This is a genomic window from Paenibacillus sp. CH40 (assembly GCF_024213605.1).
GTDB lineage: Bacteria > Bacillota > Bacilli > Paenibacillales > Paenibacillaceae > Paenibacillus > Paenibacillus polymyxa_B.
On record NZ_JANAVQ010000002.1, the window covers coordinates 710,448 to 731,642 of the forward strand.

A 21,195-nucleotide genomic window follows, 5' to 3' on the forward strand; every position below is an offset into this window, starting at 1 on the left:
CACCCATTTTGTTATATAAACTATATCACCAGCTATGACCCCCCGGAAAATTTTCCGTACCCTTTACTACTTTACAGGACAGTCCAAAGTTGCCCCCCCCCCATTTGAACGTCCTAAGCTTAACTTAGTAGCCTAATACTGAAATTGTTTAAGTATTCAGTTAGGACACCAATAAATTCCCCAAAATTTTCCTAGAAGCTTCTCAATTCACATAGTAGTGATTGTTATACTGGTGAATTACTTCCGGCAAAATTTTGTCCAATGTTGATTTCATTTTCTCCAATTGGCTCAGCAACATCCTTCATTGACCGCTGGACAAAACGACCAGCGCTTTGATCGCCATTATTCTAGATGGACCATTGGTCCATCCGCTTCTCAATATCAAAGTACAGTCCAAACTGCTCAAATACGTCGATGTCGTCGTATTTTGATACAAAAAAATCCAGTTACCGTCAATATGGGGGCAACTGGATGGTAAAATTGGTGTTTTAATTGTCTTTCGCAAGCCTTATTATAGAAAGTTTGAACCATGACGTTTATTCTGAAATTTTATAATATCCTATTGATAATTCTTGTTGCAACTCATATTTTAAAGAAGCGATGAGTTCCTCGATCTTGTTTTCTTTATCCCTCATTTCTGCGACAATACGGTCCCTATCAGATTGAGACATTGTGAAATTATGAATTATATTAAGATCATTGCTGTATGTTCCTAAATTTTGTGATAGTTCTTTAGAGATTACTGCAACCTTTTCGGATAAATATAGCCCAGAGAATAGTGAATAATTTTTAGCATCCTGTTGACACTTAATAGCATTCTTTATTTCTAATTTCTTCAAATAATCAATAATATGGTCTGCAATAATATGTGCGTCTTCTGACGTCCAATTATCCACGAAATTTTGTATGTCTACACTTGGGATATTCAAACTCGTTAAATATTCCTTAATTTCAGATTTGCTATATTTTTTAAAATCAGGGTACTCATATCCATCTATCCCCCTTGCACGGCCTTCAGCAACAAGATAAAGATTAAATAATTTAGTATAAACTTCGTGTTTTTTAGTGGTAAACAAATTAAAATCAAGCATTTTCCTTTGTAAATCAAATTTATTGTTTTCCATTAATATTTGTAGTTCATGTTTATGTGTCTCAAGTAATTTATTAAATTGTTGATTCACATATGATTTTGAAAAGAACTTTAATGCAGTCCACACAGTCGCAATTATTATTGGAATAGAAATGAAATATGAACCCCAATAAATAGGTATTTGAAAATTCATAATATCTCCCTTTACTAGTTACTTGATTAGTACATTGATGTAACTTTGCCTGATTTCATATCTACATAGTACCATCCCCATGTTGCTGTATGTCCTGCTCCAGTGTTAGGATCATCAATTACAACTTCATACGCGTGTATAAGATATGTGTTGCCCTCAGTATTATCAACCTCAATAGTTAATTGAGAAGGTGCCTTAGGGAAATATTTTTCTTTGACGAGTTTAACAGCTTGAGCTTTAGTAATATTCTTATTAGTTGGCTGCTTTCCGATATATAGGTTATTTCCATCTAGGGAAACCTGTTTATCTAAAGCTTTACTTACTGTTCTTGCAGGAATATATGTAGTACCATCATAGATAATTGCTGAATTGCTTGATTTTTTAACTTGGTCAACATAAATTTGTATATCTTTAAAAACCACATCTACGCCTTTATAGTTTGCAGCCAATACTGAACCACCTGTAAACATAGTGCCGATTGCAACACCCAATAATAAACCTTTAACTTTATCCTTCATTTGTATCACTCTTTTCTATAAAATAAACCTTTAGCAATAGGAACAATATACCTTATGTTATCACACTTGTTCGAGTATAGTTTTTTGATGTTGACTCTTCATACTCGCATAACCCTTATATGCTCTCATGTCGTTTTAAGGCCAGCATTTAAGTTCAATGAATCCATCATTCTTCGAAAATCATTTATACCCCCCCATACCTTGGATCAACTCAATTAACCATTTGATCTGACCTCACAGGAGTAAAATGCACAGTCACATGCTTGTCCCCCTTCAAAAAGTCACAAATGCGGTCACAAAATTCAGTCATTTATAAGATTTTAATAGAATAAATCAGTACAGATCAGTACATTGAAAATTGCTATGAAAGCTTGTCCCGCTTGACTTTAAGGCTTAAATAAAGAAAATTTTATATCCCCTGAAATAGCCGCATCTTAGACGCACCACACATGATGTAACCACGGGAGTTGGAGATAGTCAGCAGCGTTGTTTTAGGCAGTTTGACCTCGACTCCGATAAATGTATGCTCACCCACTTGTACGGGCTCCATGTGTATCATGGTTATTACATGCACCTCCTCTTTGTTTACCCGGGATATTTTATGCGGCATTTGCGGGTAAGTGTGGACGCTCGTGGATACGTTCAAAATATAGGAGGATTATTTATGTATAGCAAAACATGCTATATCAAAAAGACTAGACGAATCATTCCATCTAGTCCCTTTATCATTTAATGTTCTAGGTTTACACTTTATTCAAGCTTCTTTAAGTACTGTGGGGATATAAGGTTGGCAAGCCAAACACCATGGTTGGCTTTATAAAACTTCACTTGATTAGCTAATGCCTTTTCTGTGTCTACTTCGAGGATCACTAGTTCCCCACGTCTTTTGCCTGCTAAAATTGCAAACTCAAGGGATTCCGACAGATGTACATACTTTCTACCCATTGGCTTAATTCCTTCATTGAAAATATTATGGATTACCTTTGTGTTTGTACCATGATAGAGAATGGTTGGTGGAGTAGCCTCCTTATAATCTAACCTGTCTGTACTGTGACCATAATTAGCTCTTATGTACCCATTAACAATCTCATAACTTTGCTTTGAACAATAGTTTACTACTTGCTTGATACCCAACTCACTAACATCGGCCCATCTATTCTCTGATCTTATCCCTTGAATCAGGTCTTGAATGTCACAATAACCCTCATGGTCTATCTCAAACCAAACTGTTCTGGTGTATGTCTCAGAATCTTACTCATAAACTTACTGAGGCTCTCTTCTTGTTTTGGTGTTAACATTGTATACTCCTTTAATAAAATATTTGTCTATCTATAATAACCTATCCGATGATTCATAGCGCCTTGTGAAGTAAAGCCCCAAACCTCCGATAAGGAAAGATGTAGCTCCAATCAAAAAACCTCTTAGACTGTATCTGTTATAAGCCTCAATATTTTTGCAAGTCCCAGCCACAATGAAAATAACCGAAAATACCTCTTATCAAATCCATGATAAAAAATTTCTGATTCTTAAATCCCTCCTCTCTAATAGTTGTCCGATGAAAATAAAGATTTAGACTGGATTTGTTGGTCCTAAGCTGATTCTGAATTGCTAAATCGTCAATCTTGGAATAATAAGTTTTAGACTGACCCAAATATAAAACCAGCGGCAGTCAAGGACCTGAAAATAAAGTCTTAGACTGCCGCTGGTTTATTGAACTAACGTTCTCTGTTAGCGTAACAAGTGGTGCAAAATTATTTCATGCGATAAGACTGGCTGTTTTGATAAAGTTTATTTGATATAAGATGAGGTTCTTGTCATCCGCCGTACCGATCCAGCCAGTCGCGCTGCCACGCCTCGAAGGACTTGCCACTTATACTCTGCAGCGGCTTGCCACTGGGGAGCGAGAACATGCCATCCCCGTTGATAACCACAACCCTTTCGGTCCTGCCGATCGGCTGCCGTCAGTAAGAAACGCCCAGGCGATAATTTCTCCCTGAATCGCTAGGCTTCCAATCGCCTTAAATCGTTCTACCTCTATGGTTTTGCCGAAATAATCGGCTGGATCAACGTCTTCCATCAGTCCCCATTCGACCATATCTGGCGTACGGGTCAGCAATTTCCGATGCGACTGTCGAGAATCCTCTCTATCGCTGGATATTCCTCGAATCTTCGTTCGATGAAATGTTGAATAATCGCCCCGTAAAGGGGCGGTTTTCTTAGGCTTGCATAAATGCTTCTAACGGTTCCAGAGTCGCGAACGTCTTCTTCGCATCCTTCTTCCGTTGCTCATCATAGAGTTTGGTCAACTCTTCGAATGATTTAGCTTTAATCTTCGTATAACTCGATTTGGTGTATCTGATTATGTACGTCTTTACCCCTTCCTCTTCACTCCACTCGTAAACGACATCATATTTGTCCCTCAAATTCTTTAAATGAAGTGACCGGCGCAACACTGCAAAGTGTTCTTTAATGGCTTCATCACATTCCTCCATAATCTTCTCGTATGTGCAGCCAACTCGCATCAGAATCTCCAATGCCCGTTCATCGCCGTATCTCGCGAGAAATTCCTTCAACGAAACCAGCGCATATAGCATTATTTGTTCCTTGTCATTTGGATTCCTGTATTCATAACAGCCTACAACCAAATTGCGGTCGGTCATTTCCTCCTTACTGAATTGCATATTAAACAAATACTCGAGTGTCTTTTGCTTCATAACGGTTTCCAACATCTGTTCTTTATCAATCCTGATGCCCGTTGTCACCCACGGAAACGGTAGTTGGCCGTTACTTTCACGCGGTATGCTACCCCTAAGATTCAAAATCGGCATACCCGTAGCCATTGCGTACGACCTGTTATATCCGTCGCCCGCGAATATTTCCTGTTCTTCTTGCATATGTCCTGCCCCTCCTTTTAGTACCAAGTTCCATTCGGCGCGTAGTGCCACCAGTTGTCTGCGAAGTGAATCTCAACTCGATTCCAGCGAATTGCGATCCAAATTATCCTCCGCACTTTCCAGTAATTTCTTGGTTAAGCAATAGTTCTCCGTTCGTATTATGAGCTGTGACCTACGCTTATGGGCTTTGTCACTTCCGCTCTTCCAGTCCCGCTATGTCCATTGTCAGGCAACACTTTTATTTCCATCTCTCCAGGGCACTTCATGAATCTCCGTTACAATCGGTTAGACGAACCGAGGAATAAGATCCTATAGTAAACTATTGCATATCCATAAAACTACCACTTTTTTGTGTTGGTCTCCTATTAGTTCATCATCGCTGCTTTTCATGAACCCGCGAAGATACTTCTGGGATAAATTGTATCATATGAGAACCATAAGTCCATCTAATGGTTGCGTTATCCTGCCCGTTGGCTAATGCCGGCTGCCAGTCTACAACTTTATTTTCACGGTCTAATGCTTTATTCTTCAGTCTAACAATTTATTTTCACAGAACAATAGTCTCATTAGACTATTTTGTTCTTCCCATAATTTTAAGTATGTATCATACTTCATAACATTTACGTACCTTCCCGTATACTTTAACCATATCACTAAGTTAGTAGCCTGATTGAAGACTCTCCTATTACTCCCGCCTCTTAATTCTTAGGTACATGCAAGTTATCTTCTTTATCAGATAAATTACTATGAAAAAAGCTTGCTCCCATTTTACTGTTAAAGGAGCAAGCTCGGTTCGTATTATTGAAGCTACTTTATGATTCAAATGTCAACTTTTCGGGAAATATACCACCTTCTTTAACGAAGCAACGTGCCATCCGCTGTGCAGCCCTATCAAAATAAAATTTATTTGAATGACTCGGATCTGGTAAAGGTTCAATTTCAGAGAATAGCTTAGTCTCTTTGTTCAATTGAATTTTCCCCATAATGTGTTCATTTGGGCCATATCTATAAATAACTATATTCTCATCCTCATGCTCTTTAAAAAGTAAAACAAATGCTCCCATTATAAAATCTCCTCTATTCTATTTCCCATGGACGACCCGACCTTACCGCAGCTTTATGAGCAGTCTCATAGTCTGTTTTAAATATACCCTCAAATCTGGATTCAAACAATTCATGATTAAGCAAATCCATATCTTTTTCTGTTTGTAATCCTTTTTGTAATCTATCCCATGCTTGAGCTATTTCGTAATCAGAATGAAATCTTTCATAACCACTCGACTTTATATGTTCATTTATGAAAACGTGTTCTTTGATTCTTTGAACTCTACTTTCCTTCATTCCAGAATTTTCAGCTATTGCTCTTACATCACTATCAGACGCTCTGATTTGATCATACATCTCATCTGCTTCAGCTTCTCTACGAAAATATTCATCAATTGAAAGATCGTTTCTTCCACCTGTTTGTACTTCTGTTTTAGGTTCAGATTCTATTGAATTACGCAATTTCGAATTCGTATTATTCTTCGGAATCTCATACTTAATAGATGATTTCAAACCAATTTTAGGCTTGATTACTGAACTAACTCCTCCAAATAATCCAGCTGTACCGATCATATTAGCCCAGTGTTCCTTTGACCAGGCATTGTTTGGATTAAATGCCCCTTGAATCATACCTGTTACTCCAAATGTACCGAAATTGAGCATGTCATTCCATGAATTGTTTTGTTTAGCTGCCCGTTCCATGTATCCTTGATACATTCCTTTTGGAATACCATACGACATATAATCTAAGAAGCTCCAAACTGAATCAAACTTTTTCTCATAGCGTACTGAATTAGCGTCTACAAAATCCTGACCTAGTTCAGTTAAGCTATCTACTGATTTCTGGAATGCATTTCGTGTATCTGGAGCAGGAACAGCACATGAATTAGGTGGAGGTGGTAAACAACTTGCGTCAATGTTACCTGCTTCCATCAAATCTGCTAATCTGAATTTATCTGCATAGTGACGTAATTCCCTAGCAATAGAATCCGTCAAGGTAACAAAGTCATTCATATTCTTCTGAGAGGTTTGGAAGGAATAGTAAAAGTGCTCTTTAGTCAGTCCTTCCCACAATTGCCCCATAGATGAAATTTGTTGTACTAAATTACTATTCATTTGAGTTGCCGTTTGCTGTGCTAACTCAAACTGCTTGGAGGCAGTCATAAGTTGCTCAGGTGTCACTTTAATTGTTGTCATAATATACCTCTGTTAGAGTTCGTTATGACATAGTAACATTATTCCGATTTATGGAAAACGAACTTAATTCCTAATTGTTATGTGAAATAAGATAACTTTATACCTATGACCACAAGCTTGTAGTCATCGCTTTCAACTCCTGATCTTCAAACATATCCTGTAACTCAGGAATCAACTTTAGGAGTTTTTTATAGTTATGTAGCTGTTGTTTCGTGATACCGAGTTCCTGAACAATATTGGGTTTCGTTTTTTGCTGAGTCAAATAATGAGGCTTATGGGTTTAGACTTGAACGTGCACACCGAGAATGGAGAATGCGAGATCAAAATCAAATTCATTCGAGGTGTTTTTCTATGAATAAAAACTACGATTTACGCTTTTCCAATATCGGTAGTATCTTTTATAGGGACATTTTGTTCATCTGCTTGATTCCCTTATCCTAGCTCAACAACTTGTAATGTTTGATATTGGGGCATGGTAATTTGAATTTGACGCACCTTCGTTTGAAGCAAGGTGGTTGTAAATTTCATCCTCCTTTAGTCAGATTGGCTAACTATGTAGAAAGGCCCACTCCCGTTTTTATTGTTAAGGAGCAGGCTCAAATTGTACTTTTTTAAATCTCTATGCTATCCCACAACTCTAGAATAGTCTTATCATCAATCTTCCCATTAATGAACAACTCTCTTGCTGATTCAAATGATTGCGAAAAACTGTCCTTTTCACGAGTAAGAAAGTACTCTTCTTCATTCTGGCTAATCCAATAGCTATCATTTTTATAGTAGAACTGAAACTCTTCTCCCATTTCAAAACGTTCCACCAATTCATTGTATTCCAAAACAGTCCCTCCTACTTCTTGTTAACTCTTTTAAATGTCCCATCTTCTTTCCATTCAAAAACATGTTCATGAGGCCACTCTGGATGCTGCTTTGAATTTCCATGATTCGTGTAGTCTACATCGCGTATAGCCCTTCCATTTTCATCATAATATCTTCTTGTTTTTATCTCACCTGTATTTTTATCCAGAATATCAATTGATGAGTTAGGTTCACCTTTAGCTGGATGTGGATTCGTTGTCGTACTTGTATGATTTGATGAAGGAGTAACATCTATCGACGTTCCCTTGTTGGAAGTAAGTGTCTGTTTAGCTGAACCTCCACCTTCACCTTTCGCCATCTGCCACAATTCCGCTGAGCTCTTCCCTATTCCGCTTGCGCCTTTAACTGCGGTTGTACCTCCATGTGCCGCTAAAGCTGCTGAGCCAATCAATCCAGGTATTCCGATAATACTACCAACTCCCGTGGATGAAACAGCAACTGATAATCCTTCTCCACCTGTTCCAACGATTACCTCACCAGCTCCCTGCAATGTTGTAGCTACGTGACCAAGAATTTCGCCTACTTTAGCAGCCATAGGATGATCATAATTACGGTCTTTGTCGGGCAGCATCCCCAAGGTTAAATCTTCCTGAATGGCTCCTTTTGCTCCCTGAGCCGTATCCCAGAGAATTTCTCCTTGAAGCTTGCTAGCTTCCATCTGGGCTTCAGCCTTGGTGATCTCCGCTTTTCCGATCTGTTCAAAAATTTTATGTAGCCAACCTTCGCCGCTTGATGCCGTTTTAACAGGCACACCATTCCCCTGCACATCCAGTACAACTTTTTCTCCATCTACCTGTGTGAAGTTTTTTGAAATAAAAATGAGTTCTTGTGCAACCGTAGAAAGTCGTTCAAGTGTCACGCCCATGGATTGTCTAGAGACCTGAAAATCTTGGAAAAACCTCTCTCGGGTAGCACCAGACCAACCTTGTTGGACAAAATCAATTCTTCCATTCAGTAAATTTAACATACGTTCCATTTCGTGTTTACCATGCAAGAACTGGTCAGCCACTTCCATTAGCTTATCAGGTGGAACCAATATTCTCCCCAATTGATCACGTCCATTTTAATTTAGATGGAAATAATCTTATCAGAAGGAGATGTTTAGGGATATCCACCTGTTATCCTGAAATTTCCTTTTATACTATGTGATAAATGGACTGATATAAACGAATTTACTATGTCAAAAGTATTGTATAAATGCCTTGCAAAGTAAATTATTTGACTCCACTCTTTTGATAGCCTCCAATTTTATAGAAATAATAGATTCACTAACAGATTCAAGTAATGCAACTGACTTTTTAATATAAACGAAAATATCAGTGTTAAATTTTTTTAAAATATTGTGGAGGCACAAAATCGGCAAGCCAAACACCATTGTTAGCGATATAGAACTTCACATTATTATCCAGCGCTTTTACTGTATCGACTTCAAGAATGACTAATTCACCACGTCTCTTACCTGCCAATGTTGCAAATTCAAGTGTCTCAGATAGATGAACATATTTTCTCCCCATTGGTTTAATTCCCTCGGTAATAATTTTATCAACTACTTTGCTATTTGTTCCGTGATAAAGAGCAGTTGGCGGAATGGATTCTTTGTAATCTAATCTTCCTGCACTGTGCCCGTAGTTCGCTCGTATGTATCCATTTACCATGTGGTATCGCTTCTTTGGACAATTAGTTACGACTTGATCAATCCCTGCTTCTCCTATATCCGACCATCTATTCTCTGATTTAATTGCTGAAATTAAGTCTTGCACGTGGCAATAACCTTCATGGTCCAACTTAATTCCAAACTGTTCTGGTGTATGCCTAAGAATTTTACTCATAAATTTACTAAGGCTCTCTTCTTGTTTTGGTGATAACATCATATACTCCTTCTAATGAATATTTGCTTTATCTATAGTAACCAATCTGATGATTCATAGCGTCTTGTGAAGTAAAGCACCAATCCCCCGATAAGGAAAAATGTAGCTCCAATTAAAAAACCTCTTAGACTATATCTGCTATAAGCCTCCAATAATACTGCAACACCCAGCCCACAAGGGAAATACCCGAAAATACCTCTTATCAAAGCCATGATAAAAAACTTACGATTCATACATTTTTCTCCTCGCTAATCGTACTTCATTATATAAAAACGAACAAATTTATTTCATCCATATCCATATATCCTCTTTGTCCCCATTCCACAGCAATCCAAAGTCGGTCAACAATAACTTCCATTCTAAGCCTAATTAAAAAGACAACAGGTGATACCTGCTGCCTTTACTCATCATTATTCAGCTTCCGTCAACATTTTTAAAATGCCAGTAAATGAGCCGTCAATCGACATAATACCTCCATTAACTTGCTTGCTAAATTGAGACTCTGTAAGTTTATCTTTTCCTGCTGTGTGATTCTTAATGAATTTTATAAGCTCTGCTTTCTGATTTGCAATATCCTTTAATGCTTGTTCGCTTTCTTTTTTATAATTTTTAACTGTTTTATTTAGTTCCACCTTAGCCACGCCGAGCTGCTTCTTTAATTTATCACAATCAGCCTTGGCTTGAGCTATTACCACTTTACTAGATTTATTTTTCACTTCGTTTTTATAGCGCGCAGATGCTTGGTTTAATCTCTGAGTTAGCTCACGAACTTCTGCCCCCAGAACAGCATTTAGATGCTTCTGTGCAATTCTAATTTCTTTGACACGACCTTTGTAATCCTCAAAGTATATTTTTTCGATTTCACTTGTTGACATAGCTTTTGTAGCTTTTGCTGCTAATACTTGTGATGGAATTAAGATAGCAAACATTAATAGTAGTAGAATAGCTTTCTTCATATGTATCTCCTTCTTTGGTAGTAGTGCAATTATCATAAGGGAAATGAAGGGAATAGGCAATATGTCTTGTTATTTAAATACTACTTTCCACATTATATAATCTTCCAATGATCGAATAAGCATTTGACAGATAAAAGTCCAAGCTAAGTCACTTCTAGAAGCTTATTTATGTAGAGCAAAACAAACGATATGAAAAAGGCTAGACGGATAATTCCATCTAACCTTTTTGAGAATAGTTTAATCAGCTTACTCTTCATCTTCGTTAACCGCTTTAATCAGATTTCCGTAGACTGCCCTCGTATGAGCAGATGCATGTTCTTTAAAATGTGTAAACAACCTCATACATCTGATTGCTTGTATTCTATTATTAGCTTCAGCAGACTTTTCCAAACAGCTACACAAAAATGTGAAGCCTTCTGAAAACCTCCCCTTGCGCAAAAGATAGATCGCCAATTCCCTTGCGAAATGAGTGTATCGCTCCGTTGTGAATCGTTGAGTATACAATCCTTCAACTTTTTTCTGCTCCAGAAAGGAGATGATTTCTTCTTCGAATTGCTTTAAAATATTATCTACATCAAAATGGTATCGGTTAGCTGCCTCAATCATAATATCAAGTGCGGGAAGAATCTCATCTTTTCTTGAAGAAATATAAGTTACATAATCAGATAGAACGCTCTTATCGCCAGAAAGAAGCTTATTTACATACGTATTTACTACCGCCCAATCCTCATACTTATTTTTCCAATTCAATGTTTCTTCATCAGTATCTGTTACCCAACTTAGATCAGCATATTTTTTGATATGATAAAACGCCCGTTCATAATCTTTTCTTTCACCACAGACTTGTGCGCGAAGCAAATGAGAAAATGCCCAATAAGCAAACAGTGGGAAGCTTGGTTTCTTCGAATTGTCTTTGTGTACATGATGCCGCTTTTGTTGCAGTTTGTATTGAATTTTTGCCTTGTCTCCCATTGCTTTAGCGAATAGTTCTACTTTATCCCATTTTCGTAACGAGCGGTATGTATTCGCCAAGTCTTTTAAGGCATCTAACTGATCTACCTCATCTAATCGATCAACGTAAGGCTCAAATTGAATGGCTGTATCATAGTTTTTCTCTTGATCGTCTCCAATACGAATCGTAAACAATCGATACTGGCAAACCGCCAATCGTTCTGAATACTGATACTTTTCCCCTTCTGCTACATTTTCATAAAGGAACGCCGCTGCTTCAGTATAACCTTTTTTATAAGAATCCTCGGCTACTTCAAAAAGTGAAGGAAGATAAACAGGATTATCTAGCAACATACCTACAACTCTTCGCAAGCAATCAAGTCGCCCTAACTCCGCGCACCGGTACAAAAAAGGGCTGATTCTTCGCCAGTTAAGCGGTTCTTCTTCAATACATTCATCAATATAACGTTCATAAAAATAATCCGATGGTAAATTCATTCCCATAGTGATCCGATCTAGCTGGTGAACAGAAATAGGTCGGTTGCCCGTCACAATGCCACTAACTGTTCCTACATTCAAATCAATAATGTGACCAAACTCGGTCATGGTTAAGCTTTTTCTTATCAGATAGGTTTGAACTTCTGCTCTAATCGTAGGTGTGATCTCCATAGATAAACCACCCTTTCAACGTAGACTCGGCATATGATACATAATTTAACCATGTAATGAGAAACAGTTAGTAAGAATTACTTTAGCCCATCATTTTCTTTTGGAACAAAGTCATATACCCTTCAGTTGTTTACAACAGCACACATAACATTTTTGCACTTTTTACATATATTTCTCAAAAGAAGATTTCCTCATATTGCTTATATACAGCAAAACACGCAATAAAAAGGCTAGACGGATCATTCCATCTAGCCTGTTCCATTATCCATTGAATTTAGCAATATATATCATTTAATTACTTTAAATACCAAACATATTTTTCCTGTTAGAAATAATTACATTTCCCCATGCTGTGCAGGTTGATAGTCATGTTCAATGTCTTGATAGCCTGCTCGAGGGAATACTATTGTCAATAACATAAAACTCGTTACCAGTACGGTTAAAATTATTTTATGTTTCATCCTTTTCCACCTCATTAATCAAATTTCTGTACGCTGTCTTTATCTCAGTTGATGCATGCTCTCGATAAGACTCATACAGCCGCATACACTTAATTATATACGATTTATTATTGATTAATGTAGATTTTTCCAAACAACTTATTAAAAATTTAAAACCATCAGAAAATCTTCCTTTGGTCAAATAGTAGACTGATAATTCCTTCGAAAAATGCATAAAACGTTCTGTTATGAATCGTCTAGTATAAAAGCTTTCAACTTTCTGTTGCTCCAGAAAAGATGAAATGTCCTCATTGAATTGCTTTAAAATATCATCTACATCAATGTGGTATCTATTAGCCGAATCGACGATAATATCAAGTGCCGGAAGAATCTCATCTTTTCTTGATGAAATATAAACTACATAATCAGATAGAACGTTTATCTCGCCTGCAAGAATCTTATTCAAATAGGTATTCCCCACAGCCCACTCTTCATACTGCCTCTTCCACTTCAAAGCAGTTTCATCCGTATCTTTCACCCAACTTAAATCGGCATAAGCATAAGTGTGCTGGAGTGCTTGCTCATAGTCTTTCCTCGCTTCACAAGCTTCTGCACGAAGTAAATGTGAGAATGCCCAATAAGCAAACAGAGGAAAACTTGGTTTCTTTGAATTTTCTTTTTTCACATGATGCCGCTGTTGTTCCAATTTGTATTGAATTTTAGCTTTGTCTCCCAAAGCTTTAGCGAACAGTTCTACTTTGTCCCATTTACGTAACGAACGGTATGTATTCGCCAAATCTTTTAACGCTTCTAACTGATCTATCTCATCTAGTCGTTCAACATATATTTCAAATTGAACTGCCGCCTCATAATTTTTCTCTTGATTGTCTCCTTGCCTCGTATGGAACAAGCGGTACTGACACATAGCGAGGCGTTCTGAGTATTGTTTTTTCTCACTTAAAGCTACATTTTCATAAAGTATGGCTGCCGCTTGGTACATCTTTTCATGAAATAATTCTTCAGCAAGCTCAAATAAGGATTCTGAATAGCCCAACTTATCCATCAATAGATTGACCACATCATGAATGCAGTCCAGTTTGTTTAATTTCGCACAATTATGTATAAAAGGACTCATTCGACGCCAATTCGGATTAGCCTCTGTTAAATACTCAGACACATACCGTTCGTAGTAATAGCCAACGGTATGCCCCATTGCTTTTGTAATTCGGTCTAGCTGATCCACTGAAAGAGTGCGGTTCCCATTAATAATACTGCTCATGGTGCCCGGATTCATTTCTGCCTCTCTAGCTAAATCACTTAGGATTAAATCATTATCTTTCATATGTTTTGTTATCTCTGTGAGTATCGTGGTTGTTGTGTTGTACAAAGTAACCACCCCTTATCAGGAACTTAGTAGGATATCAACTTATTAAAAAAGGACTATTGCAATCCAATGATTGTATAGCCTTTCCGCAATTTATTGTACCATCTTTTGGCACAATATCATATACCTTTCAGAACCTTACTTAAGATACCTTTGATGGGCTTGCAAAGAATTTAAGCTCTATAAATCCTGAGACATACGAATCATATCTCTACACTGTATGCCATTCTCATAAATTTCTTCTAGATAGTTGTGTCTGACAAAGAAATCTAGATCTACACCAACAATTCTGAACCCACATTTTTGGTAGAGAGCTAACTGCCCAATGCTAGAGTTTCCTGTACCCATTTCCATCGTTTTATAACCTTGTGCCCTGGCTGTTTCAATTGCATGTGTTACTAATTGTCTGCCTATTCCTTTACCATGCATATCTTCTGATACTGCTATATTCACTAACTCAACTGTTTCAGGTCTTGTAGGTAAAAGAACATAGACTCCAACAATATGTTGGTCAATCTCTGCTACATAACACTCCCCTCTTTTTAAGTATTCCTCAACAAGTTGGTGCGAAGGATCAGCTAGTAACAAGAGCTCTATTGGATATTTTTCATTTGAATTAAGTAGTCTAATTTTCATATATTCTCTCCTGTATGTATTATGATCCCCGGATTTCCACCCCATCATAAGCTTTATTCCAGAAATCCGGGGGTGGTGGAGATGGGAAGCACTATCCGTCTGATCTCAATTCATACAAACCATTATGCAGTGAAAGACTGGCAGAGTGTGGACCTTCAAACAAGACACTGATGCTGAACACGGTCGGAAGCCTATCATCAGGAAACCAAGGCCGTTGCTTGTCTATGACTATAAATGATCCTTCTACATCCCCTAGCGGCGCGAATTTCTGTCCAGCCCCTCCCCATGAATTAAGTTGGAACGTTTCGGTAATTATTCTAGATACCTCTGGAACATCATCGACCGGAAGACCAATCTCGCTTATACGAAGTATAGAGTTGGGTCCGAAAGCTTCAGCGACTGCATTATCGAGTGTATGGTGGGCAATGAATTCAACAAGGTTATGATCTGTATCATAGAAATAAAGCGCTGTTGCATTCCAGTTTTCGAAAAAAAACTCATCTTCTTCTTGGGGTCTTGAAATCAATGAAATTCCACGGTCGATGGCCCACTGTTTTGCTTCTATGAATTTATTCGTTGGAATCGTAACCGCAATATGATAAAATTCGTTTTCCATATGGGGAGATTCCTGAAAAGCAAGAACCGATTCCCCTACTTGAAACGACAACCGCGAAGAACCTTCCTCCACAACCTGCAAATCCAAGAGAGAGCCGTAAAAAGCTTTCATCGCTTCGAAACTGTGTGTGCCTAAGAGCACTTCTTTTAATTTCAATGCAATCGTCCTCCTCATAAATAATTGATAAGCCCATTATCTGTACGTACCCAAATTGGCATTTTGTCTAGGACTGTATAGGACCATTACATTGGTTATTGATTATCCTCTAAATCGCTTAGAAGTTTGGCGTTCACATCCAACGCCGCAAATTGAAGTAGTATATCCTGTTCATCCAGAGATTTACTTTTCGCCATTTCTTGATAAAGCTTGGGCTGGTCCCGAAATGCTCTTGCATTTCCAATCAAGTATGCCTTCTGGAGATATTCATGAGCTAATACAGGGTTGCTCTGATGAAGAAGTGTTTCCGCCATCTGAATATAAGGTTCAGCATGTATAATCCGGTACCCTGCACCTTCCAAATCTAAAATCTCCTCATTTAAAAGCTCTACTGATCGCTGAGTATGCCCGTTATAATTGAGAATTTGAACGTATTGATGCAAGGTTACACCTGTAATGCCCCATGTATACTTAGGTTCAGGTATTAGATCCCAAGCCTTCTGTGCTTTTTCCTCAGCTAATTTGCTATCTAATGGGAGTATATGAGCTACTTCCTCACCAAGAGCCCAAATTTCCTCTTCCAATTGAGCCTCCAGATCGTGATACATTCGAATATTCATCTATTCCTCCCAGTTAGATAATATAAATTCAACACATAGAGATGCCTACCCCTTCATTGCGATTAGCGAAAACGCTTAATTAAGGATATCACTCCCCAAATGAGCAACGCCAAAATCCCGATAACGATTACTAATGTCATTAAGATCGAAGTCCATACGAAATTCAATCAACATCACCCCATGCATCATTTTATGGTCATCATCTTCTAGAGTACTCTTCTAATATCTCTCCATATTTTAACGCACGTTGACTTCCGTTGCATTCGAATTGAACAATTTTATTTTTATAATCATAGATAAAAACGCTAGCAGTGCAAACATCATTCCGCTCCAGATGAGCTGATGTATTCCCAAGTGAGAGATAAACCACCCGCCCATAGCAGCCCCTATCGTAATACCCAGATTAGAAAATGAGACAAACAGACTGTTACCAAACTCTGGAGCTTCTTTTGCTTCAGTGGTTAACCATGTTTGACTAATAATTAGCCCCCCGGAATGCACGGCCCCCCAAATGAGTACAACCACAACCATCGGTAGGAAAGAAGCTCCCAGAGCATAAGTGAATACGTAAATGACCATATATAGCAATGGGAACATGATGACGGTCTTGGTCAGATTTTTATGTAATAATCCTCCAAATAAAAAGTTTCCAAAAATCATGACGATTCCAAAGACCATCAACATCATACTGATCCATGACCCGTTCATAAGAGTTACTTCTCCAAGATATTCGGCAAAGTAGCTATACACCGAAAACATAGCTGCAAAGATAAAAATAACAGTCACAATGTTGAACCACAATTGAGGTTTACGTAATATACCAAGCTGTTTGCCATAAGACATCTTTTCCTGAACGGGCAGGGAAGGAAGCCATACGAGTATTCCCACAAATGCAATCATGCTTACGACAGCTCCAAACAAGAAAGCAGCTTCTAACGATATCTTATCAGCAAGATAGGAAGTCAAAGGCACGCCAAACGCAAATCCTACTGTAATTCCAGCGAAAACCTTGGTGACGGCTTTACTACTCTTTTCAGGGGGGACAAGATGAGATGCAGTCACGAGAGCGACCGAAAAAAAGACAGGATGAAAAATAGCAGGAAGAACACGAAAAATGAGCATGACCTCAAAATGAGTGGTATAGGCATAGACAATATTAGAAATGACAAAACTGAATACAGCGGTTAATAGAATGACTTTACGATTCATGCCGGAAACGAGTAAGGTCAAGAACGGACCTGAAATGGCAACAACTAAAGAAAAAATACTGACGAGCCAACCCGCCTGAGCAGCTGATACATTGAATTTTTGAGTTACTTGAGGAAGAACGCCTATAATCCCCATTTCCGTTGTAATAATGCCGAATACGCCTAAAGCCAGAATGATAATAAGTAACGGGTTAACCTTTTTCATTTTTAGTATAAGCCTCCAATTTAATTATATATATAGATTTGTAGATATGTTATGTGAAAAAAAACCTCCTTTCAGTTTATAGTTCCTTTTGAACGTACTCGGCAAATTCCCGGATTGTTTTTTCATTCCGACGATAGTACGTCCACTTCCCAATACGCTCAGACTCTAACAAACCGGATTTTTGCATCGTTAATAAATAACTTGAAATCACAGACTGCGCAAGTCCCGATTTAGCCTGAATATCTCCCACACATACACCAATTTGAAAATTAAGCCCTTGTTTTAGATAAGCCTGTTCATCAAAAAACTCTTCTGGTTTTTTTAACCACAGCATAATTAGACGACGAGTTTCGTTTGACAATGCTTTATAAATCAATGACGGTTCCATATAAAACATTATATCTATTTTATTAGATTTGTAAATATAAAGTCCAGTGATTACGTAGAAGAATTAATAATTAAGGCTGCTTTCCCACGCAAAATCCGTTGGGAAGCAGCCTGTTCAAGTATATATTTAACTACACTGACTTACTCTTATTGGAGCGATACATCAAGTACAGGAAATACGGTGCACCGATCAGTGCGATCAGCAATCCGGAAGGAATTTCGGTCGGCGCAAGCACTGTCCGGCCAATCGTATCAGCCAGCACCAGCATTACTGCTCCCAAGAGGCTCGACAGAACAATGGAGCGGCGTACATGGTGCCCAATCAACGTACGCACGATATGCGGAGCAATCAGCCCGATGAAGCCAACTGTACCCACACAGGCCACCGCTCCGCCCGCCAGCAGCACACCCACTGCCATGGCCAGCAGCCGGGTGCGGCGCACCGGAAGTCCCAGTCCCATGGCGCTGCTATCGTCAAACACCAAAAGATCGAAGCGGCGAGCTAGCCACCAGGCTATTGGCAACAACACGAGCAGAAAAGCCAGAATCGTCGCCACCTGCCCCCAGTTTCGAGCGTAGGTACTACCCGTCAGCCAAATATAGCCTGTGCTGCCCCAAAGCGAGCCTTGGATAATCAGTACCTGAATGCCGGCTGCTCCGATCGCTGATACAGCAATCCCAAGTAGGATGACCACAGACGGGTTTAGGTGCTTGTTCCATGATAAAAAGAAGATCACCGCCGCCGACACCGTCGCTCCGGCAATCGCCGCGATGGGCAGCATATAAACAGGTAGCCCAGGCCAAACGATAATCACTGCAAGCGCACCAAAGCCAGCCCCTGAAGAAACACCAATGATCGAGGCATCCGCTAAGGGATTACGAACGGCTAATTGGATCAAGACACCGCTGACCGCAAGCGCGATACCAGCCCCGGCTGCCACCAACGTGCGCGGAATTCTAAACTGCAGCAAGGCCGAATTTGCGTTCTCACCGCCGAACAGGCCGGATAATAGATCGCCGACAGGAATTCGCATCCCTCCAAACATCAGGCTGAATACAGTCAACAGCACGGCACCGCATCCAAACAACGTGACCAGCCTGCCATACGGTAATTTCCGAGAGCGCACACCTATGTTCATGGAAGACTGCCCGCTAATACCAGAAGGCAGCTTCATTTTCCACAGAATCAGCCAAATTAACCAAGGAGCACCGATCAAGGCCATCACTGCTCCGGTCGGCAGGTCCATGCTTGATTGGTGGACCATTTTCGCCAGCACGTCAGCGCCCGTCAACAGCAATGCCCCCCAGAGGAAGGAACCGGGCAGCACCCAACGATGCATTTTTAGACCGCTTAAGCGCACCAAATGCGGAGCTACCAAACCCACAAAACCAATGGGTCCAATGACGCTGACTGTAATGGTTGACAGCAGGACAGCCAATACAATTCCCACCGCCCGGGTCAAGCTAACCTTTTGCCCGAGTGACGTGGATGTGGACTCATCCAGATCCAGGACATCAAACTGCCTTGACAGCAGAACGGCAATGACCGAGAGTCCTACGACCCAGGGCCAGGCGTAAGTTGTTCCGCTCCAGTCGTTTTGCACAAGCGAGCCAGAACCCCAGAGAAACAGTCCCTGGGTTTCAAATGAATAAAAGATATGCAAAGCTCCGGTAAACGAACCGAGAACCATGGATACAATCAAGCCGGCAAGCGCCAACCGAATCGGACTTCCAGCTCGTCCCCCGCCCATGAAGTAAGCGAGTACCGCTGCAAGCAAGCCGCCGACAGCGGCAAATAGAAACGGCGCCTGATGCAGCAATCCGGGAAACATCACCGCGCCAAGGACGACCACAAAGTAGGCACCAGCGTTAATTCCTAGTGTATCAGAAGCCGCCAGCGGATTTTTGGTGATGGCCTGGAGCAGAGCACCGGCGATGGCCAGCGCACCACCTGCTAGGATTCCGATGACCGTACGCGGCATTCGGAGATCCCACACCATGTTATGATCAAGCGTATTCTGACGCTGGGTCAACGCCTCAATTACTGTATGCAGCGGGATTGAAGCCTCTCCATAACACAAGCTTACAAAAAAAAGCACGATGAGGACGATCAATCCGCCCCCAAAGATGCTTCCTACACGCCAAGTCTTCGATAAACCCGTTGTGTCTGTTCGGGTCATTTCGTCAGAGCTCCAACTACTTGATCAACCAGTACTTTGGATGAGATAGGACCACCGAATGTCCATGTTGTACCGTCCAGCGGATAGGTACGTTTTTCTTTGACAAAGTTCAGTCCGTTCCATACCGAGTTGTTCTTCATCGCGGCTCCAAATACATCGTCCGTCTTTTGTGTAATATAGATAAAATTGCTGTCCTGTACAGCTGGAAGAGCTTCAATGCCAACGGTGCTAAACCCGTATTTCTCGGTCTTGTCCGACTTCCAGTCGTTCACCATGCCGATTTTCGCAAGCGTTCCCACTACAACCGAATTTTCTTTGAACATTCGTAGACTGGCAGCATTTTGAGCTGTAAAGGCCTGTGTCAGCGCATAGTGAAAGTCTGCTTTGCCCGCCTTCTCCAATGTAGCCTTTGCATCTACATAGTGCTGGTCAAGTTCGCTTAGGACCTTATCAGCCTGTCCCGTTTTACCGGTAGCTACAGCCACTTGCTTAAAGATTTCAACCATACGGTCGTAATCATAGCCGTTCCCCTTGTAAGGATCGAATTCTATCGTTGGTGCAATTCCTTTAAGCTGCGCATAGATCGCTGCATTGTTATCGGCGTTAGAGATAATAAGATCCGGCTTGAGCGCCGCAATCGCTTCTAGATTCGGTTCGCCCCGTGTGCCGATATCAGTTACGGTATCAGCCAGCTTCGCCTCCGGTGTTACCCACAGCTTGTAGTTTTCATTGTCTGCATTGCCGACCGGCTGTACGCCAAGTGCAATGAGGTCCTCGGTAAACGTCCATTCGAGTACCACGACACGTTCCGCTGGCTTGTCCAGCTTGACTTCCCCGTGGTCGTCCTTAACCGTAACCGGACCAGCCGTTGTGGATGTCTTCTCAGACCCTGCAGTACCTTCCGTCTTCGAGCTATCCCCAGCTGTACCGCAGCCCGCCAATACAATAGTAAAAACTACAAATAATAATAGGCTATTCAACATCTTTTTCATTTCTCTCAGTCACCCCTGTATGTATATTGCTTCGGAAAATGATAATCATTATCAGTAAAAGATTATAGGGGTTAGTGACTTTTGTCAATACGGATAAATCTAAAATTGAATCACAAAC

20 protein-coding genes and 2 pseudogenes are annotated in these 21,195 nt (G+C 40.0%); all 22 read right to left on the reverse strand.

Annotation, left to right across the window (positions count from 1 at the left end; translation table 11 throughout):
- Window positions 1-536: 536 nt before the first annotated feature.
- Window positions 537-1,283 (reverse strand): hypothetical protein, encoded by a 747-nt coding sequence (locus NLX73_RS09770; RefSeq protein ID WP_254326006.1) that lies wholly within the window; start codon window positions 1,281-1,283, stop codon window positions 537-539.
- Between the two features lie 26 nt (window positions 1,284-1,309).
- Window positions 1,310-1,801, reverse strand: coding sequence for a stalk domain-containing protein (locus NLX73_RS09775; RefSeq protein WP_250261874.1), 492 nt, complete (start codon window positions 1,799-1,801; stop codon window positions 1,310-1,312).
- 439 nt (window positions 1,802-2,240) lie between these two features.
- A pseudogene (locus tag NLX73_RS09780) lies at window positions 2,241-2,360 on the reverse strand (YunC family protein); the annotation flags it as partial.
- A 191-nt stretch (window positions 2,361-2,551) separates the two neighbouring features.
- A pseudogene (locus NLX73_RS09785) lies at window positions 2,552-3,099 on the reverse strand (RNA 2'-phosphotransferase).
- 572 nt (window positions 3,100-3,671) lie between these two features.
- Window positions 3,672-3,917 (reverse strand): hypothetical protein, encoded by a 246-nt coding sequence (locus tag NLX73_RS09790; protein ID WP_165175373.1) that lies wholly within the window; start codon window positions 3,915-3,917, stop codon window positions 3,672-3,674.
- Between the two features lie 100 nt (window positions 3,918-4,017).
- Window positions 4,018-4,695 (reverse strand): hypothetical protein, encoded by a 678-nt coding sequence (locus NLX73_RS09795; RefSeq protein ID WP_029516568.1) that lies wholly within the window; start codon window positions 4,693-4,695, stop codon window positions 4,018-4,020.
- A gap of 812 nt (window positions 4,696-5,507) precedes the next feature.
- Window positions 5,508-5,759, reverse strand: coding sequence for a hypothetical protein (locus NLX73_RS09800; protein WP_254326008.1), 252 nt, complete (start codon window positions 5,757-5,759; stop codon window positions 5,508-5,510).
- 13 nt (window positions 5,760-5,772) lie between these two features.
- Entirely contained in the window at window positions 5,773-6,936 is a 1,164-nt protein-coding gene (locus NLX73_RS09805) for a WXG100 family type VII secretion target (RefSeq protein ID WP_254326009.1), read from the reverse strand.
- Window positions 6,937-7,547: 611 nt separating this feature from the next.
- Window positions 7,548-7,769 carry a hypothetical protein gene (locus NLX73_RS09810; RefSeq protein WP_254326010.1) on the reverse strand — a complete coding sequence of 74 codons (222 nt, stop codon included), beginning with the start codon at window positions 7,767-7,769 and terminating at the stop codon, window positions 7,548-7,550.
- Window positions 7,770-7,780: 11 nt separating this feature from the next.
- Window positions 7,781-8,824 (reverse strand): WXG100 family type VII secretion target, encoded by a 1,044-nt coding sequence (locus tag NLX73_RS09815; protein WP_254326057.1) that lies wholly within the window; start codon window positions 8,822-8,824, stop codon window positions 7,781-7,783.
- 307 nt (window positions 8,825-9,131) lie between these two features.
- Complete coding sequence (locus tag NLX73_RS09820; RefSeq protein ID WP_254326058.1) at window positions 9,132-9,677, reverse strand: RNA 2'-phosphotransferase; 546 nt, start codon at window positions 9,675-9,677, stop codon at window positions 9,132-9,134.
- 32 nt (window positions 9,678-9,709) lie between these two features.
- Complete coding sequence (locus NLX73_RS09825) at window positions 9,710-9,910, reverse strand: hypothetical protein (protein ID WP_028542918.1); 201 nt, start codon at window positions 9,908-9,910, stop codon at window positions 9,710-9,712.
- A 177-nt stretch (window positions 9,911-10,087) separates the two neighbouring features.
- Window positions 10,088-10,633: a hypothetical protein gene (locus NLX73_RS09830; protein WP_254326011.1), complete on the reverse strand. Its 546-nt coding sequence runs from the start codon at window positions 10,631-10,633 to the stop codon at window positions 10,088-10,090.
- 246 nt (window positions 10,634-10,879) lie between these two features.
- Window positions 10,880-12,253 carry a transcriptional regulator gene (locus NLX73_RS09835; RefSeq protein ID WP_254326012.1) on the reverse strand — a complete coding sequence of 458 codons (1,374 nt, stop codon included), beginning with the start codon at window positions 12,251-12,253 and terminating at the stop codon, window positions 10,880-10,882.
- A gap of 450 nt (window positions 12,254-12,703) precedes the next feature.
- Window positions 12,704-14,035, reverse strand: a complete 1,332-nt coding sequence (locus NLX73_RS09840; RefSeq protein WP_254326059.1) for a helix-turn-helix domain-containing protein — start codon at window positions 14,033-14,035, stop codon at window positions 12,704-12,706.
- A gap of 222 nt (window positions 14,036-14,257) precedes the next feature.
- Window positions 14,258-14,713: a GNAT family N-acetyltransferase gene (locus NLX73_RS09845; protein WP_254326013.1), complete on the reverse strand. Its 456-nt coding sequence runs from the start codon at window positions 14,711-14,713 to the stop codon at window positions 14,258-14,260.
- A gap of 91 nt (window positions 14,714-14,804) precedes the next feature.
- The gene (locus NLX73_RS09850) at window positions 14,805-15,485 is read right to left on the reverse strand and encodes a VOC family protein (RefSeq protein ID WP_254326014.1); all 681 of its coding nucleotides are present in this window, start codon (window positions 15,483-15,485) and stop codon (window positions 14,805-14,807) included.
- A 95-nt stretch (window positions 15,486-15,580) separates the two neighbouring features.
- Entirely contained in the window at window positions 15,581-16,105 is a 525-nt protein-coding gene (locus tag NLX73_RS09855; RefSeq protein WP_254326015.1) for a hypothetical protein, read from the reverse strand.
- Between the two features lie 237 nt (window positions 16,106-16,342).
- Entirely contained in the window at window positions 16,343-17,518 is a 1,176-nt protein-coding gene (locus NLX73_RS09860) for an MFS transporter (protein ID WP_254326016.1), read from the reverse strand.
- Between the two features lie 76 nt (window positions 17,519-17,594).
- Entirely contained in the window at window positions 17,595-17,906 is a 312-nt protein-coding gene (locus NLX73_RS09865) for an ArsR/SmtB family transcription factor (RefSeq protein WP_061831898.1), read from the reverse strand.
- Window positions 17,907-18,036: 130 nt separating this feature from the next.
- On the reverse strand, window positions 18,037-20,085 hold the full coding sequence (locus tag NLX73_RS09870) for an iron ABC transporter permease (RefSeq protein ID WP_254326017.1): 2,049 nt from the start codon (window positions 20,083-20,085) through the stop codon (window positions 18,037-18,039).
- A complete protein-coding gene (locus tag NLX73_RS09875; RefSeq protein ID WP_254326018.1) occupies window positions 20,082-21,077 on the reverse strand; it encodes an ABC transporter substrate-binding protein in 996 nt (331 codons plus the stop codon). Before NLX73_RS09875 ends, NLX73_RS09870 begins: the two co-directional genes overlap by 4 nt.
- Between the last annotated feature and the right edge of the window lie 118 nt (window positions 21,078-21,195).